The sequence below is a fragment of the Ruegeria sp. CDSC045 genome (assembly GCF_059610725.1).
In genome coordinates this window covers 513474-528258 of sequence record NZ_JBXWOE010000001.1, presented here as the reverse complement: position 1 = coordinate 528258, position 14785 = coordinate 513474, and the positions used below count along the sequence as shown (strand labels likewise).

Genomic DNA, 14785 nt, shown 5'->3' with positions numbered 1-14785 from the left:
ACAAATAGCAACCTAAAGGAGAATTGCTCACTTTGTTGGTTAAGTGGGCGTTAACCCTTTTGCGTTGGGTTACACCTAGCCCGGCAAGTTGAGTATTTAATGTCCGATACCGCAGATTTCTATTCTGACCCAAAGTTACGAAATACACCAAGTGGTTTGCGTCTAGCACCATTGGTTGCGCTAGGGGTGTTGCTCTCACTGCTGCCGCTGGCAGGAATCATCCCCCAAGCTTGGAATCTCGGCCTTGTGGTGGCAGGTGTGTCTTTGCTTGCTGCATCACTGTTGGTCGTGGTGAGGGCGCTGATTTCCGACGACTCGGTACGTCGAGAGCTTAGGGTTATGGAGGTTTTTGCCGAAGAAGAGCTGTACCCTTGCGCGATTGCCAATGCACAGGGTGATGTTCTGATTTGCAATTCTCATGCCCGGGCTCAGCTTCATGTTTTTCCCGGCAATCGGCTGGATGAAGGTCTAAAGTCTATTTTTGCCAATCCGTCGGCAATTCTGCTGCGCCTGCAGTCTTTGGCCGAGATCCATGGCCGTGCAAGAGAAGACGTTGTCACTTTAGAGACAACCGTACCGATTTCTGTTCTCGGTGTTGGGAATAACTTTTTCTTTTGGCGGTTTCATCTGGATGGAACAGGTCAGTGGGATGCTGTGCCTGTACCCATTTTGACCGAAGGCAGAAACGGAGCATTGCTGCGGATCAACGGGGCGGCGGAACAAATCCTGGGACAACGACCCGACAACCTTGCACAGGTTCTGACTGGCGCGCAGCCCGAATTGGGTGAGGTTGTGCAGGTACAGACGGCACAGGGGCCAATTCCGGCTACGATGGCCGTACTGTCTCGGTCGGGAACCACGCGCGATCTGCTTGTTCTACCGCTTGATCGTGCACAGGAAAGTGGAATTGGCGCGTCATTTGTGGATCTTCCGGTCCCGGTAATGACCCTGTCTCCCGACGGGAGCATCCTTGAGGCCAACAGGCTGGCAACGCGTCTTGTCGGAAACATAGAGCCCGGAGAATCCAATGTTGTGCATATCATGCATGGTCTGGGGTATCCGGTTCTGGACTGGCTGACGCAGGCTTCAAATGAGGGCGCCGTTTCACGATCTGAATTCCTGAGGCTGACACGGGAAGACCGCGAGATATTCGTACAGGTCACATTGAAACGTGTGCTGATCGAGGGAGAAGTCAGACTGATTGCGGTTCTGAATGATGCTACCGAACTCAAGACTTTAGAGGCGCAATTTGTGCAGGGACAAAAAATGCAGGCCGTTGGCCAACTGGCTGGGGGTGTAGCGCATGATTTCAACAATTTGCTAACGGCGATTTCCGGACATTGCGATCTTCTGCTTTTGCGGCACGACCAGAATGACCCTGACTACGGGGATCTTGTACAAATCAATCAGAACGCAAACCGTGCTGCAGCTTTGGTGAGCCAACTGCTGGCCTTTTCGCGCAAACAGACTTTGCAGCCGGAAATTCTGGATCTCAGAGATACGATCTCAGACCTTATTCATCTGCTAAATCGTCTGGTCGGAGAAAAGGTTAAGCTGACACTCAGCCACGATCCCGTTCTGAAAGCGGTTCGTGCGGATAAACGCCAGCTAGAGCAGGTGTTGATGAACCTTGTCGTAAATGCCCGCGATGCAATGCCTGAAGGTGGTGAGGTCAGGATCGAAACCGAAGTGGTCGTGCTGACAGAACGCTTCACAAGGGATCGCGCTACGGTACAACCTGGTGAATACGTCACCGTCAAAGTCATTGATAGCGGTACGGGGATTGCCCCCGATAAGCTACAGAAAGTGTTCGAGCCTTTCTTTACAACCAAACGCACGGGTGAGGGGACAGGTTTGGGCCTGTCGACTGTCTACGGAATTGTAAAGCAAACCGGCGGTTTTATTTTTGTCGACAGCATTCAGGGGAGAGGGACCGAGTTTATTGTGTACCTGCCGGTTTCAACCGCCCCCAAAAAAACCGAGGCAGCGCCTGCGCAATCCCCTGAGAATCCAACGGTTCGCCAGGGTGAGGGTGTCGTGCTGCTGGTCGAAGACGAAGCCCCGGTTCGGGCCTTTGCTACCCGCGCACTGAGGTTGAAAGGCTACACTGTGCTCGAGGCCGATTCGGGAGAAGAGGCTCTGAGGCTTCTCGAAGATGGCACATTGAATGTTGACGCATTCGTCACCGATGTGGTCATGCCCGGATTGGATGGTCCGACCTGGGTTCGTATGGCTAAGCAGAACAGGCCAGATGTCCGGGTCATATTCATGTCTGGATACACAGAGGGTGCGTTTGGCGATTCGGGGCCAGAGATTTCCGATTCAACTTTCCTGCCCAAACCATTTTCACTAAACCAACTGACCGAAGCTGTTTTTCAGCAGATCAATTAGGGTTTCAAAGTGCCGAGGCGTGGCAATCGAATTCCGCGGAGTGTGTGTTGCGGAACTTGGTCAATGTCTCTGCGCCCAGTGTTAGGTCTCGTGTGGGTGACACGTTTTCGCGTTGCAGCCGGATATCCATATTCAAGCGGTTTTGCAGGAAATCGAGAATTTTGTCCTGGTTTTCATATTTGAAGACATGGGTGGCGCCACGCCCGTTGTTGCGGGTGCGAAAAAATTGGCTCTGACTGCCGACATCGGCAAATTCAGGTCGGGGTGTGCGCATATAGGCCTGGATGAAATCATCAAAGCTCAGGTCATGTGTTGAATGCGGGTGGTCAAGACGCTCTTGGCGGCCGCGAAACCTGTACCAACTGCCCAGCCAATCGACCGGTTCACGAACAACCGCCATGATTTCCATCTCAGTATCGTACATTTTACGGAAAATGTTCTGGAAAAACCGATCATACCGGCGGACAGGTGCGTGTTTCAGATCTGGCGGATCGGTGACAACCAGATCGGCACGGTCCCGCAAAGCCGTATGATAAGCGGTGCTGCCGGTTTTTGGGACAGCCAGAAACGCAAGGCGTTCTTCATAAAAAACAAGCATTTATTCGTCCATCGGCAGTAATTATCTCCAGCTCAGATTGGCGTAAACGACTCTTTAATACAATTACAGAACAGTAAGTAATGTAAGTTTTAGTTGAAATGTTCTCTTTTTGGTCCCATAAGGAACAAGAGGCGAACAAAGCAGCGATTGCCGCCCGTTCAAGGGTGTGACAAAAGGGAAGGCGACAGGACAATGGCGGATCTTCTGACGATGAGCGACAAGAAAAACGCAGATAAGCAAAAGGCGCTCGACAGCGCGCTGGCACAGATCGAACGGCAGTTCGGCAAAGGCTCGATCATGAAGCTGGGCGAGGATTCCAAGCAGGACATCGACGCCAGTTCGACCGGATCTCTGGGTCTGGATATCGCTCTGGGAATCGGCGGCCTGCCGATGGGCCGGATCGTTGAAATCTATGGCCCGGAAAGTTCGGGCAAAACAACGCTGACACTGCACTGCATCGCAGAACAGCAGAAACATGGCGGTGTATGCGCATTTGTCGATGCGGAACATGCGTTGGACCCGCAATATGCGCGCAAACTGGGCGTCGATCTGGACGAGTTGCTGATTTCGCAACCTGACACTGGCGAACAGGCGCTTGAGATTACCGATACGCTGGTCCGTTCGGGCGCGGTTAACATGGTCGTGGTTGACTCGGTCGCGGCGCTGACGCCGAAATCTGAACTCGAAGGCGATATGGGCGACAGCAGCGTTGGTGTGCAGGCCCGGCTGATGAGCCAGGCAATGCGTAAACTGACGGGTTCGATCAGCCGCTCGAACTGTATGGTGATCTTCATCAACCAAATCCGGATGAAAATCGGCGTGATGTTCGGCAGCCCGGAAACCACCACCGGTGGTAACGCCCTGAAATTCTACAGCTCGGTCCGTTTGGATATTCGTCGGATCGGTGCGATCAAGGACCGGGATGAGGTTGTTGGCAACCAGACCCGTGTGAAGGTCGTTAAAAACAAAGTGGCACCGCCCTTCAAGCAAGTTGAATTCGACATCATGTATGGCGAAGGCATCAGTAAAATGGGCGAGCTGCTGGATCTGGGCGTCAAGGCCGGTGTGGTCGAGAAATCGGGTTCGTGGTTCAGTTATGGTGATGAGCGGATCGGGCAGGGGCGTGAGAATGCCAAGCAGTATCTGCGCGACAACAACCGCATCGCGTTTGAGATCGAGGACAAGATTCGCGCGGCACATGGGCTGGAATTCGATGTACCGCCCGGCGCGGAAGAGGATGATATCCTCGAGGCATAAGTGGTTCGGGAAGAAAGTGATTTTCGCAGCTCTTTCCTAAGAACGAACCATATTCCGAACAAGGCGGTCCGTCGGGGCCGCCTTGTTCCGTTCTGCAACGCTCGCCTGTGGACTATCCCGGGGGAGGCGGATAAACCCTTTTTGAAACAAACTGATTGCGCGCCGAGAGAGCCCTATGTCAACGTTGAACGAAATCCGATCGACCTTTTTGAACTACTTTGCCAAACAGGGGCACGAAGTAGTGGCATCCAGTCCCCTGGTGCCGCGCAACGACCCAACATTGATGTTCGTCAACTCGGGTATGGTGCAGTTCAAAAACCTGTTCACCGGTGTCGAAACCCGTGACTATCAGCGCGCGACGACAGCACAGAAATGTGTTCGGGCCGGTGGCAAGCACAACGACCTGGATAATGTCGGCTATACTGCGCGTCACCACACATTCTTTGAGATGCTGGGCAATTTTTCGTTCGGCGATTACTTCAAGCCCGAAGCAATTCCATTCGCATGGGAATTGATCACTAAAGAATTCGGGGTCGATAAAAACCGCCTTCTAACAACGGTTTACCACACCGATGACGAAGCGTTCGAGATGTGGAAGAAGGTGGGCGTTCCCGAAGATCGGATCATCCGTATCGCAACCAGTGACAATTTCTGGCAGATGGGGCCGACCGGCCCGTGCGGTCCCTGCACCGAGATTTTCTACGACCACGGGGATCATATCTGGGGCGGCCCTCCGGGTTCGCCCGAGGAAGACGGTGATCGGTTCATCGAAATCTGGAACATCGTTTTCATGCAGAACGAACAGTTCGAAGACGGCTCGATGGTCGAGCTCGACATGCAGTCTATCGACACCGGGATGGGGCTGGAGCGGATTGGTGCCCTATTGCAAGGAAGCCATGACAATTATGACACCGATCTGTTCAAGACCCTGATCGAGGCCTCGGCGAGTGCCACCAATGTCGATCCCTATGGGGATCAAAACGTACATCACCGCGTGATTGCGGATCACCTGCGGTCGACCTCTTTCCTGATTGCAGACGGGGTAATGCCCAGCAATGACGGGCGCGGCTATGTGCTGCGGCGGATCATGCGTCGCGCGATGCGGCATGCACATCTGTTGGGTGCGAAGGATCCGGTGATGTATCAGCTGGTACCGACATTGGTCCAACTGATGGGTGCCCAGTACACCGAACTTGGCCAGGCTCAGTCGCTGATCGAAGAGACGCTGTTGCTGGAAGAAACCCGCTTTAAGCAAACATTGGATCGCGGCCTGAAGTTGTTGGATGACGAGGTCTCTGACCTGCCAGAGGGTGCGGCACTGTCTGGAGAGGCCGCTTTCAAGCTGTATGATACATACGGTTTTCCGCTTGATCTGACACAAGATGCACTGCGTGAAAAAGGCCGGACGGTTGATACCGACGGGTTTGATACGGCGATGGCCGAGCAAAAGGCCAAGGCACGCGCTGCCTGGGCTGGATCGGGGGAAGCAGCGGATCAAGCCGTCTGGTTTGACGTTCTGGACACAGCAGGCGCAACGGATTTCCTTGGATACGATACAGAAAAGGCCGAAGGGCAGGTCGCGGCTATGGTTGTCGATGGCGCTTTGGTCGACAAGATCGAAACGGGCAATTCCGGCTGGGTCATCGTGAACCAGACCCCGTTCTATGGCGAATCCGGTGGCCAGATTGGCGACACCGGCGAAATACGCCGTCTGGAAGATCGTGACGATGTCGCTCGGGTCGAGGACACCCGGAAATTTGCGGATGGCAAAATCTATGCGCATCGGGTCACGGTCGATCACGGTACCTTGTCCAAGGGAGACGCAGTTGAGCTTGAGGTGGACCATGTTCGCCGCACCGCCATCCGGGCCAACCATTCGGCCACACATTTGCTGCACGAAGCATTGCGGGAAACACTGGGTGACCATGTTGCGCAGCGCGGCTCTTTGAATGCGGCTGACCGGCTGCGGTTCGACTTTAGCCACGCGAAGGCGATGAGCCCCGAGGAAATTCGGCAAGTTGAACGCTCGGTCAACGCTTTCATCCGCCAGAACTCGACCGTCGAGACCCGGATCATGACACCAGATGATGCCCGGGAACTGGGTGCGCAGGCCCTTTTCGGTGAGAAATACGGCGACGAAGTTCGCGTGGTTTCGATGGGCAAAGCGCCAACTGGCAAAGGCCAGGATGGTGAGACCTGGTCGATCGAACTGTGTGGTGGAACGCATGTTCGCCAGACCGGTGATATTGGCGCGCTTGTTGTATTGGGGGATAGCGCCAGCAGTGCCGGTGTCCGGCGGATCGAAGCGCTTACCGGTGACGAAGCCATGGTTTACCTGACCGACCAGGACCAACGTTTGGGGCAGATCGCATCTGAACTGAAAGCGCAACCGGATGACGTTGTATCTCGTGTCAAAGCTCTGTTGGATGAACGTAAATCCCTTCAAAATGAAGTTGCGCAGCTGCGCCGCGATCTCGCGATGGCTGGTGGTTCGGGGCAGGGCGGTAGCGCTGAGGCCAAAACGGTAAACGGTATCTCGTTCTTGGCTCAGTCCCTTACTGGCGTATCTGGCAAGGACTTACCCGCGCTGATCGACGAACACAAAAGCCGACTTGGATCGGGTGCTGTGTTGCTGATAGCGGATACGGGCGGCAAAGCAGCCGTCGCGGCCGGTGTCACAGCTGATCTGACGGATGCAATCTCGGCCGTGGATCTGGTTCGGGCGGCGGTTGCTGAACTTGGTGGAAAAGGTGGCGGTGGACGCCCTGACATGGCGCAGGGTGGTGGCAAGGACGCTTCGAATGCTGATGCCGCGATCAAGGCTGCAAAGAATATTCTTGGAGGTTAACAAAATGTCCGCACTTTGGATTGCACATGTCAGTGTTACCGACGCCGAATCCTATGGAAAATATGCCGAGCTCGCCGGGCCTGCGATTGCCAAACACGGTGGTGCGTTTATCGCGCGTGCTGCGCGATACGTGCAGTTGGAAGGCAAAGAACGGCCGCGCAACGTTGTCGCCAAATTCCCCTCATTGGAAGCCGCTGTAGAGTGTTATAATTCGGTGGAATATCAGCAAGCACTGGATCACGCGCGTGGTGCAAGTGAGCGGGAATTGGTGGTCGTAGAGATCACAGATTAGAATCACCCCGTGCGATCAGGGATTTAATACCCCTGTCAGCTTATTCATTGGGCGGTTTTCAGCCAAAAGATGGCCGCCCAATTATGACGTTGCGGCAAGCGTCGACCTGAAGTCCCATAAATTTTTTATTTACAAGTAGTTAGCGGGTCTTGATGTCGGGCCTGCCAAGGGGTTCGTGTTTCGAATGTGGCGAGCAGCGCCAGATTCTTACCCAAAAATGCCATTTTCAATGACGGAATTCCGCCTCTTTTAGTTGCAAGATTTGAGACAGATTGCACAATTAGGCGTGTTTACCGATAGTTTCGGAAAACGGAATATGGTCCTGTTTTGCGGCAATCGCAGGGAAAACACGGATCGAGGGACAGGCATGGCGACCATGGGTACGGAATTTAGGGCCGTTAATGCGCGGATCTGGACTGGTTTTGGTAGAACTTTAGGAATCCTCGCATTGGCGTTGGGGACCTCGGTTGTGGCACCAGATGCGCAAGCGCGGGAAGGCAACTTCATCCGCACAGTCGCATCTTCGCCCCCGCCGTCTGGAGCGCGGCAACTGTGCCGTCAATACTCTTGGGCATGTTCCAGCAAGGCTTCGAATTCAATGTCGAGCCAGCAAGAGATGCAGATCATCAAAAAGGTCAACCGGCAGGTAAACGCAACCACCCGCTCGGTTACAGATCAGGCCCAATATAGAACTCGTGAACGTTGGGCACTGCCGACTTCGCGCGGTGGAGATTGCGAAGACTTTGCTCTGTTGAAGAAAAGGGATCTTATCCGTGCGGGCGTCGATCCGAGCAAACTTTTGATCGCAACTGTACTGGATACGCAGCGAAATTCTCATGCGGTTTTGGTTTATCGCTCGGCCAGTGGCGATCTGGTTCTGGATAACTTGACCAACCGCATCAAACCCTGGTCGGCGACGCGATATCTGTTTCTGCGGATGCAGGACCCTCGGCGGCCCAGTAAATGGGTCGGGGTCTTCGGCAGAAGCTGAGGAAAGCTAATCTCAGCTGGTTAGAATGCAAAAATGGCGAAGCAGCAGCTTCGCCATTTTCTGTAGTACTAAATTAGCTTACTTGGGGTTGCCCGGATTGTTGGTACCGTTCGGGTTCTGAGATTGGCCGCCTGGATTGGTTCCGTCGCTATGGCCAGAACGGTTGCCCTTGGGTCCACCGTCACCACCTTCGCCGCCGTCACCACCTTCGCCGCCGTCGCCACCTTCGCCGCCGTCGCCACCTTCGCCGCCGTCGCCACCTTCGCCGCCGTCACCACCTTCGCCGCCGTCACCACCTTCGCCGCCGTCACCACCGTCGCCGCCGTCGCCACCTTCGCCGCCGTCACCACCGTCGCCGCCGTCACCACCGTCGCCGCCGTCACCACCGTCGCCGCCGTCACCACCGTCGCCGTCGTCACCATCGTCGCCGTCGTCACCATCGCCGCCGCCGCCGCCGCCGGTACCACCGCCGCCGCCGCCGCCGGTACCACCGCCGCCGCCGCCACCGCCTGAACCACCACCGCCATTTTCATCAGCAGGGCCGTCTCCTGATCGTTGCTCATTTCCGAGAATAGATGCGGTTGGAAAGTCAGTCAGAACTGCTGCAAAAGCTGGGCAACTCTCCAATGTACGGGACAAGATGTCCTCGAAATCTGAGCGTCGCTGCAAATAGCGCAGCATCCGGGCGTCTACAACAGAACATGCACAAAGCGTTTCAGTCGATACCGACTGTTTGGCTGTTCGTATTGTACACATGTCTGAAGCTGAAGCGGATACAGCTGAAATAACTGGGAATGTTGCTGAAACAAATACTATTGAAAGTAAGCGAGACTTAATGCGCATGGCGCTACTCCTTGATACTCATTACTCAAAACTTGGCAGGCAAACAGGTGCCATACTTTGGACACAAATACATCCCTTTTGAGCCAGAATTACAAGTTTCCTAAAATTGTGAATGTTAAAAGTGAAACAACTTAAAGAAGAAAGTGTAGGTAAAACAAAAAGAAGGCCCGCTTTGAGAGCGAGCCTTCCAGGATGGGCCTTAATACGCGTGTGCGCAAATATGTCACGATTGTGTTATTGTTTCCAATCTGTGAACTGCATCACTGCAATGATCAGGCAGATCTTGCCATACGCTTGCGCTCGTGCGGATCCAGAAAGCGTTTGCGCAGACGGATTGCGTTCGGGGTCACTTCGACAAGTTCGTCATCGTCGATATAGGCGATCGCCTCTTCCAACGAGAACTGAATATGGGGTGTCAGGCGCACAGCGTCATCCGATCCGCTGGCCCGGACGTTGGTCAGTTTTTTCCCCTTCAGCGGGTTAACCTCAAGATCGTTGTCGCGCGAATGCTCGCCGATAACCATACCCTGATATACATCGGTCTGAGGGCTAACAAACATGCGGCCACGCTCTTCGAGGTTCCAAAGGGCATAAGCAACTGCCTGTCCGTTCTCCATCGAGATCAGAACGCCTGCGCGGCGGCCCGGAATTTGTCCTTTATGCGGTGCCCAGTCGTGGAACACACGGTTCAAAACGCCAGTACCGCGTGTATCTGTCAGGAATTCACCGTGATAACCGATCAACCCGCGTGACGGCACATGGGCGATGATGCGGGTTTTGCCTGTACCAGCAGGCCGCATCTCGGCCAATTCACCTTTGCGGACACCTGTTATCTTTTCAATGACCGAGCCGGAATACTCGTCGTCCACGTCAATGGTGACTTCTTCGATGGGCTCCAGGCGCTGTCCGTCTTCTTCGCGGAACAGGACCTGTGGGCGAGAGATACTCAGCTCGAACCCTTCGCGGCGCATGTTTTCGATCAGAACACCCATCTGCAATTCGCCGCGTCCCGCAACTTCGAAGGCCTCACCGCCCGGAGTGTCGGTAATGCGAATGGCGACGTTTGATTCTGCTTCTTTCATCAAACGGTCGCGAATGACACGGGACTGAACCTTTTTACCGTCTCGGCCGGCAAGGGGCGAATCGTTGATACCAAAGGTCACTGTGATGGTCGGCGGGTCGATCGGCTGCGCGGGCAGAGCGTCTTCGACCTGTGGGGCAACAAGCGAATCTGCCACGGTCGCTTTGCTCATACCTGCGATGGTGACGATATCGCCCGCCTCGGCCACATCAATGGGTTGCTGCCCCAAACCGCGGAAAGCCAGGATTTTTGAGGCGCGGAAGTTCTCGATAAGTGTTCCGTCCCGGCTGAGCGCCTTGAGAGTGTCACCTGCCTTGAGCGTACCACTTTCGACACGGCCAGTCAGAATGCGGCCGATGAACGGGTCGCTGCCCAGTGTCGTGGCAAGCATCCGGAAGGGTTCGTCCTTGCGTTCGATCTGTTTGGGAGCTGGGACGTGGTCAACGATCAGGTCGAAGAGTGCTGACAGATCCTTGCGGGGTCCTTCCAGCTCCATATCTGCCCAGCCCGACCGGCCTGAGGCGTACATTGAAGGGAAATCAAGCTGATCGTCATCCGCACCAAGGTTTGCGAACAGATCAAAGCATTCGTCCAGCGCGCGGTCTGGTTCGGCGTCGGGCTTGTCGACTTTGTTCAGCACCACAATCGGACGCAGACCCAGCGCCAGCGCCTTGGAGGTCACGAATTTGGTTTGCGGCATCGGACCTTCGGCAGCATCGACCAGCAGGACAACGCCGTCGACCATGCTAAGGATGCGTTCAACCTCGCCGCCGAAATCGGCGTGGCCCGGCGTATCGACGATATTGATCCGCGTGCCTTTCCACTCCACCGAAGTGGCCTTTGCAAGGATGGTGATACCACGCTCACGCTCGAGGTCATTGCTGTCCATGGCGCGTTCTGCGACAGCTTGATTTTCCCGGAACGCACCGGATTGTTTTAGCAGCTCATCGACCAGCGTTGTTTTGCCGTGGTCCACGTGAGCGATGATTGCGATATTGCGCAGGTCCATGAGAGGTCAGCCTTTGAACGGGAAGTTGACGCGCGCATAACGCGGCTCGGCGAAATATGCCAGCCCTAACCGATCGTCAGTGTCCTGCTGTACCGGAAAAGAGGTGTATGATTAGTATTCCACCCAAAATCATGCTGAGTCCAGCGATCCCGGGTAAATCCAACCTCTGACCAAAGACAATGAAACCGATGATGGCAATCAGCACGATTCCAAGGCCGGACCAGATTGCATAGACGATACCAACCGGCATGTATTTGAGCGTGAGGGCCATCAGATAAAAGGCAATTCCATAGCCAACAACCACAAGCACTGACGGCCAGAACCGGCTGAATTGCTGGCTGGCCTGAAGTGCAGTTGTACCAATCGTTTCGGCAACAACTGCCAACAGCAGTAGAAGATATGCTTTGGGCACGGTGGTCTCGCATTCAATAAGGTTGCATTGGGTTGAGCACGAAATGACCGATACCCGCAAGCGATAGCAGGAGTTTTCTGGCATCCGTCAGGGGTCAGGATTACCCGACTATGTGGATTTTCGGCAATGTGATACTTTGTCCGCGTTTTATCGTGTTTTTTTTATGAGTATCGCCATGACGAAATTTGCAAAATACGTCATCGCTCTTTCGGCACTTATTGTTGCGCTTGGGTGGCTTGCTGGCGGGGGGTCCGTCGAAACAAAAGCAGCCCGAAATGTTGAGCGATTGATTGGTACATCGGTTTAAGCGACTGCCGAATACAGGAAAAAGGGGTGTTATGCTCCTTTTTCCGCTGTGTTTTCAGCTTTCTGCAGTCTCAGAAAAGTAACCCCGAAGTAACGGATCCAGCCATGCCCACAGGGCTGGTGCACCGGGAATAATCACCGTGCCGACACGGCTGTGGATTTGTTCGTATGTGACGTTGTAATCAATCCAGGAACCGCCTCCTGTCTCGAGGTTGCCAACCGGGGTCTGGAAGCGATCAATCGCTTTGGCGAAACAGGCATCGGGGCTTTCGGCCTGTTCAAACTCCTGCCAGATCGACATGAATTCTTGATTTTGCACCTCTGGGAGCATTCCAAACAACCTTTGCGCCGCAGCAAGTTCCTCGGCGGCTTGTGCCGCGTGGTCGACCTGCCCATGAATTGGGTGATCACCGGCGTCAATTTCAACAATGTCGTGCAGCAAAAGCATTCTGAGGGCGCGGTTTACAGAAACGGAAGGGGCTGCATATTCGGACAGGACCCAGGCAAAAAGCATGATGTGCCAGGAATGTTCGGCTGAATTCTCAAACCGGTCATCATAGAGCAGACGCGATGCGCGCTGAACCGATTTGAGTTGGTCAGTTTCGGACAAGAAACCCAAACGCAAAGAAAGCTCGGAGGTTTCGAGTTTGCCTCCATTCAGCAGTGCTTGGGCAAGATTATATGCGTCCGGGAAAGCTTGTTGCAGATAGGCAGCGCGACCTTGTTTCAGGTTGTCATTCACGACAGCTAAATGCTCTGGGTTTGGCCGTTCTGCACACAGCACCTGAAACATCGGTTGCGACCGATCCAGAATCTTGGCGAATTTCGCGTCCGGAGTGGTGTCGGCCTCGAATTCTTGCCAAAGAGCCAGAAACGTCGTGGCCTGATCAGCAGGCAGCATGCCAAACAGCTCTTCAGCAGCTGTTTGTTCCGCCAATTCCAGTGCTTTCCAATCTGTTTTCAGGTGAATCGGGTGATCGCCTACGATGATTTCGACCAGATCATGCAGCAGTAGCATTTTGATCACGCGGTCGATATTCACGTCTGGCCCGGCAACCGGTTCCAAAACCAGGGCCCAAAGCGCCAGTTGCCAACTATGCTCAGCCGCGTTCTCTGGGCGAGACTGATCCAACAAGGCGTTGGCACGATTGACAGATTTCAACCTGTCCGCGCGTTTAAGAAAGTCGATTTGCGCGGACAGTCTTTGCGTCATTGTTTTTCTATAGCTTTCAGTTTTGACCGATGTTCGGTCAATTTTTCGACGACAAACTTGCGGGCCTTACGTTCGGCCATCCGGACACGGATCTCGGTCAGGAATGCTTCTTCCAATGTTTGTGAGGACGCCCCGATCACTTCGCCAACTTCCATGAAGAAGCGGTCGTTTCCTGTTTCGTCCATCACTTTCATTGTGTCTTCGGCCAGCTTGGAAGCAAGCCTGATGATCGTGTCGGACATTAGCGCGTGTTCTCTGTCAGCCGCCGTTTCACATAGTCACTTACGTCAGTGATCAGCGTATCCATGTGGCGATCCTGAAAGAAGTGGTCAGCCCCCTCAACTTCGTTATGGGTGATTGTGATGCCCTTCTGTTCATGCAGCTTGTTAACCAATGCAGTGGTGTCTGCAGGCGGGGCTACCCGATCAGAGGATCCGTTGATAATCAGACCCGAAGAGGGGCAGGGCGCCAGGAACGAGAAATCATACATGTTGGCTGGCGGAGAAACGCTGATGAAACCGGTAATCTCAGGGCGGCGCATAAGCAGTTGCATCCCGATCCAGGCTCCGAACGAGAACCCTGCGACCCAGCAGTGTTTCGAATTGTTGTTCATCGACTGCAGGTAGTCCAGTGCCGATGCCGCATCACTCAGCTCGCCTACGCCCTGGTCATATTCGCCCTGGCTGCGGCCAACACCGCGAAAGTTGAACCGCAACACGGTGAAACCCATGTTGTAGAACGCATAGTGCAGATTATAGACCACCTTGTTGTTCATGGTCCCGCCAAATTGAGGATGCGGGTGCAACACGATGGCGATCGGTGCGTCTTTTTCCTTTTGCGGGTGGTAGCGGCCTTCCAGGCGGCCTTCGGGTCCGGGAAAAATCACCTCGGGCATGTGTGCATAGGTCCTGTCTTTTTCTTCTGGGTGTCCGGAAATACTTGACGATAATCGTCGGACACCTTAGAACGGTTCTAATTGTGTTAGTCGGCGCAAGGGCGCTGTCAGTCGGAGATACGCACTGGCAGCGGCGGCGTCAATGATTTCGCGCGTTAACTGCCATAAGGGAATGAGAATGAAGCTTTCGACCAAGGGTCGTTACGCGATGGTGGCCTTGGCTGATATCGCTCTTCAGTCTTCTGACGGACTGGTAACGCTGAGCGAAATTTCCGAACGGCAGGACATCTCGTTGCCTTATCTTGAACAGCTGTTCGTAAAGCTGCGCCGGGCCGAGCTTGTCTCGTCAGTGCGTGGTCCGGGCGGAGGTTATCGGCTGGCGCGCCCTGCGTCGGAAATCCGTGTAGTCGAAATTCTGTCCGCCGTCGACGAAACTGTAGACGCGTTGAAAAAAGGGGCAGGGGCATCCGGGGCCTCATCGGGCAGTCGTGCGCAATCGCTGACCAACCGATTGTGGGAAGGGCTGAGTGCCCATGTTTATGTGTTTCTGCATCAAACGCGGCTTTCTGATGTGATCAGGAACGACTTGGCACCCTGTCCGGCTGTTCCCAATCTGTTCGCGGTCGTGGACGAGTAAGATGAATTTGCT

At 54.4% G+C, this 14785-nt stretch carries 14 protein-coding genes; 7 read left to right on the top strand and 7 right to left on the bottom strand.

Annotated features, from left to right (window positions below; genetic code table 11):
• Positions 1–99: 99 nt before the first annotated feature.
• Complete coding sequence (locus AC2FH6_RS02650; RefSeq protein WP_496701062.1) at positions 100–2391, top strand: hybrid sensor histidine kinase/response regulator; 2292 nt, start codon at positions 100–102, stop codon at positions 2389–2391.
• A 4-nt stretch (positions 2392–2395) separates the two neighbouring features.
• Here the strand turns inward: AC2FH6_RS02650 and AC2FH6_RS02645 are convergent, their stop codons facing one another.
• Complete coding sequence (locus AC2FH6_RS02645) at positions 2396–2989, bottom strand: sulfotransferase family 2 domain-containing protein (RefSeq protein ID WP_281972075.1); 594 nt, start codon at positions 2987–2989, stop codon at positions 2396–2398.
• A gap of 192 nt (positions 2990–3181) precedes the next feature.
• On the opposite strand from AC2FH6_RS02645, the gene recA reads away from it, so the two are divergent.
• The 4 genes from recA (at position 3182) to AC2FH6_RS02625 (ending at position 8377) form a co-directional block, all read left to right on the top strand.
• Positions 3182–4246: a recombinase RecA gene (gene recA, locus AC2FH6_RS02640; protein WP_142633714.1), complete on the top strand. Its 1065-nt coding sequence runs from the start codon at positions 3182–3184 to the stop codon at positions 4244–4246.
• A gap of 175 nt (positions 4247–4421) precedes the next feature.
• A complete protein-coding gene (gene alaS / locus AC2FH6_RS02635) occupies positions 4422–7094 on the top strand; it encodes an alanine--tRNA ligase (protein WP_496701060.1) in 2673 nt (890 codons plus the stop codon).
• A 4-nt stretch (positions 7095–7098) separates the two neighbouring features.
• Entirely contained in the window at positions 7099–7386 is a 288-nt protein-coding gene (locus tag AC2FH6_RS02630) for a DUF1330 domain-containing protein (protein WP_142633718.1), read from the top strand.
• 316 nt (positions 7387–7702) lie between these two features.
• A complete protein-coding gene (locus tag AC2FH6_RS02625) occupies positions 7703–8377 on the top strand; it encodes a transglutaminase-like cysteine peptidase (RefSeq protein ID WP_496701059.1) in 675 nt (224 codons plus the stop codon).
• Between the two features lie 78 nt (positions 8378–8455).
• Here the strand turns inward: AC2FH6_RS02625 and AC2FH6_RS02620 are convergent, their stop codons facing one another.
• The 3 genes from AC2FH6_RS02620 to AC2FH6_RS02610 all read right to left on the bottom strand — a co-directional run bounded on the left by AC2FH6_RS02620 (position 8456) and on the right by AC2FH6_RS02610 (position 11722).
• Positions 8456–9058, bottom strand: coding sequence for a hypothetical protein (locus tag AC2FH6_RS02620; RefSeq protein WP_496701057.1), 603 nt, complete (start codon positions 9056–9058; stop codon positions 8456–8458).
• Between the two features lie 434 nt (positions 9059–9492).
• Complete coding sequence (typA, locus tag AC2FH6_RS02615; protein ID WP_496701056.1) at positions 9493–11310, bottom strand: translational GTPase TypA; 1818 nt, start codon at positions 11308–11310, stop codon at positions 9493–9495.
• 76 nt (positions 11311–11386) lie between these two features.
• Positions 11387–11722 carry a DMT family transporter gene (locus AC2FH6_RS02610; RefSeq protein ID WP_142633723.1) on the bottom strand — a complete coding sequence of 112 codons (336 nt, stop codon included), beginning with the start codon at positions 11720–11722 and terminating at the stop codon, positions 11387–11389.
• A 175-nt stretch (positions 11723–11897) separates the two neighbouring features.
• Between AC2FH6_RS02610 and AC2FH6_RS02605 the strand changes: the two genes are divergently transcribed.
• Complete coding sequence (locus AC2FH6_RS02605) at positions 11898–12029, top strand: hypothetical protein (protein WP_271947174.1); 132 nt, start codon at positions 11898–11900, stop codon at positions 12027–12029.
• A gap of 54 nt (positions 12030–12083) precedes the next feature.
• On the opposite strand, the gene AC2FH6_RS02600 is transcribed toward AC2FH6_RS02605, so the two are convergent.
• Genes AC2FH6_RS02600 through AC2FH6_RS02590 form a run of 3 tightly spaced genes read right to left on the bottom strand, consistent with a single transcriptional unit; the run spans position 12084 to position 14136 of the window.
• Positions 12084–13241: an HD domain-containing protein gene (locus AC2FH6_RS02600; protein WP_496701054.1), complete on the bottom strand. Its 1158-nt coding sequence runs from the start codon at positions 13239–13241 to the stop codon at positions 12084–12086.
• On the bottom strand, positions 13238–13483 hold the full coding sequence (locus tag AC2FH6_RS02595; protein ID WP_142633727.1) for a hypothetical protein: 246 nt from the start codon (positions 13481–13483) through the stop codon (positions 13238–13240). Before AC2FH6_RS02595 ends, AC2FH6_RS02600 begins: the two co-directional genes overlap by 4 nt.
• Positions 13483–14136 (bottom strand): alpha/beta hydrolase, encoded by a 654-nt coding sequence (locus AC2FH6_RS02590; protein WP_142633729.1) that lies wholly within the window; start codon positions 14134–14136, stop codon positions 13483–13485. The genes AC2FH6_RS02595 and AC2FH6_RS02590 overlap by 1 nt, the downstream gene beginning before the upstream one ends.
• A gap of 178 nt (positions 14137–14314) precedes the next feature.
• Here AC2FH6_RS02590 and iscR point away from each other — a divergent pair, with 178 nt between their 5' ends.
• The gene (gene iscR, locus AC2FH6_RS02585; protein ID WP_142633731.1) at positions 14315–14773 is read left to right on the top strand and encodes a Fe-S cluster assembly transcriptional regulator IscR; all 459 of its coding nucleotides are present in this window, start codon (positions 14315–14317) and stop codon (positions 14771–14773) included.
• Positions 14774–14785 lie beyond the last annotated feature (12 nt).

Bases quoted from the DNA above. Each gene is read 5' to 3' on its own strand.
- AC2FH6_RS02595 (WP_142633727.1), bottom strand. From the start codon at position 13,483: ATGTCCGACACGATCATCAGGCTTGCTTCCAAGCTGGCCGAAGACACA.
- AC2FH6_RS02590 (WP_142633729.1), bottom strand. From the start codon at position 14,136: ATGCCCGAGGTGATTTTTCCCGGACCCGAAGGCCGCCTGGAAGGCCGC.
- AC2FH6_RS02630 (WP_142633718.1), top strand. From the start codon at position 7,099: ATGTCCGCACTTTGGATTGCACATGTCAGTGTTACCGACGCCGAATCC.
- AC2FH6_RS02645 (WP_281972075.1), bottom strand. From the start codon at position 2,989: ATGCTTGTTTTTTATGAAGAACGCCTTGCGTTTCTGGCTGTCCCAAAA.
- alaS (WP_496701060.1), top strand. From the start codon at position 4,422: ATGTCAACGTTGAACGAAATCCGATCGACCTTTTTGAACTACTTTGCC.
- recA (WP_142633714.1), top strand. From the start codon at position 3,182: ATGGCGGATCTTCTGACGATGAGCGACAAGAAAAACGCAGATAAGCAA.
- AC2FH6_RS02625 (WP_496701059.1), top strand. From the start codon at position 7,703: ATGGTCCTGTTTTGCGGCAATCGCAGGGAAAACACGGATCGAGGGACA.
- AC2FH6_RS02605 (WP_271947174.1), top strand. From the start codon at position 11,898: ATGACGAAATTTGCAAAATACGTCATCGCTCTTTCGGCACTTATTGTT.
- iscR (WP_142633731.1), top strand. From the start codon at position 14,315: ATGAAGCTTTCGACCAAGGGTCGTTACGCGATGGTGGCCTTGGCTGAT.
- AC2FH6_RS02620 (WP_496701057.1), bottom strand. From the start codon at position 9,058: ATGCTGCGCTATTTGCAGCGACGCTCAGATTTCGAGGACATCTTGTCC.
- typA (WP_496701056.1), bottom strand. From the start codon at position 11,310: ATGGACCTGCGCAATATCGCAATCATCGCTCACGTGGACCACGGCAAA.
- AC2FH6_RS02600 (WP_496701054.1), bottom strand. From the start codon at position 13,241: ATGACGCAAAGACTGTCCGCGCAAATCGACTTTCTTAAACGCGCGGAC.
- AC2FH6_RS02650 (WP_496701062.1), top strand. From the start codon at position 100: ATGTCCGATACCGCAGATTTCTATTCTGACCCAAAGTTACGAAATACA.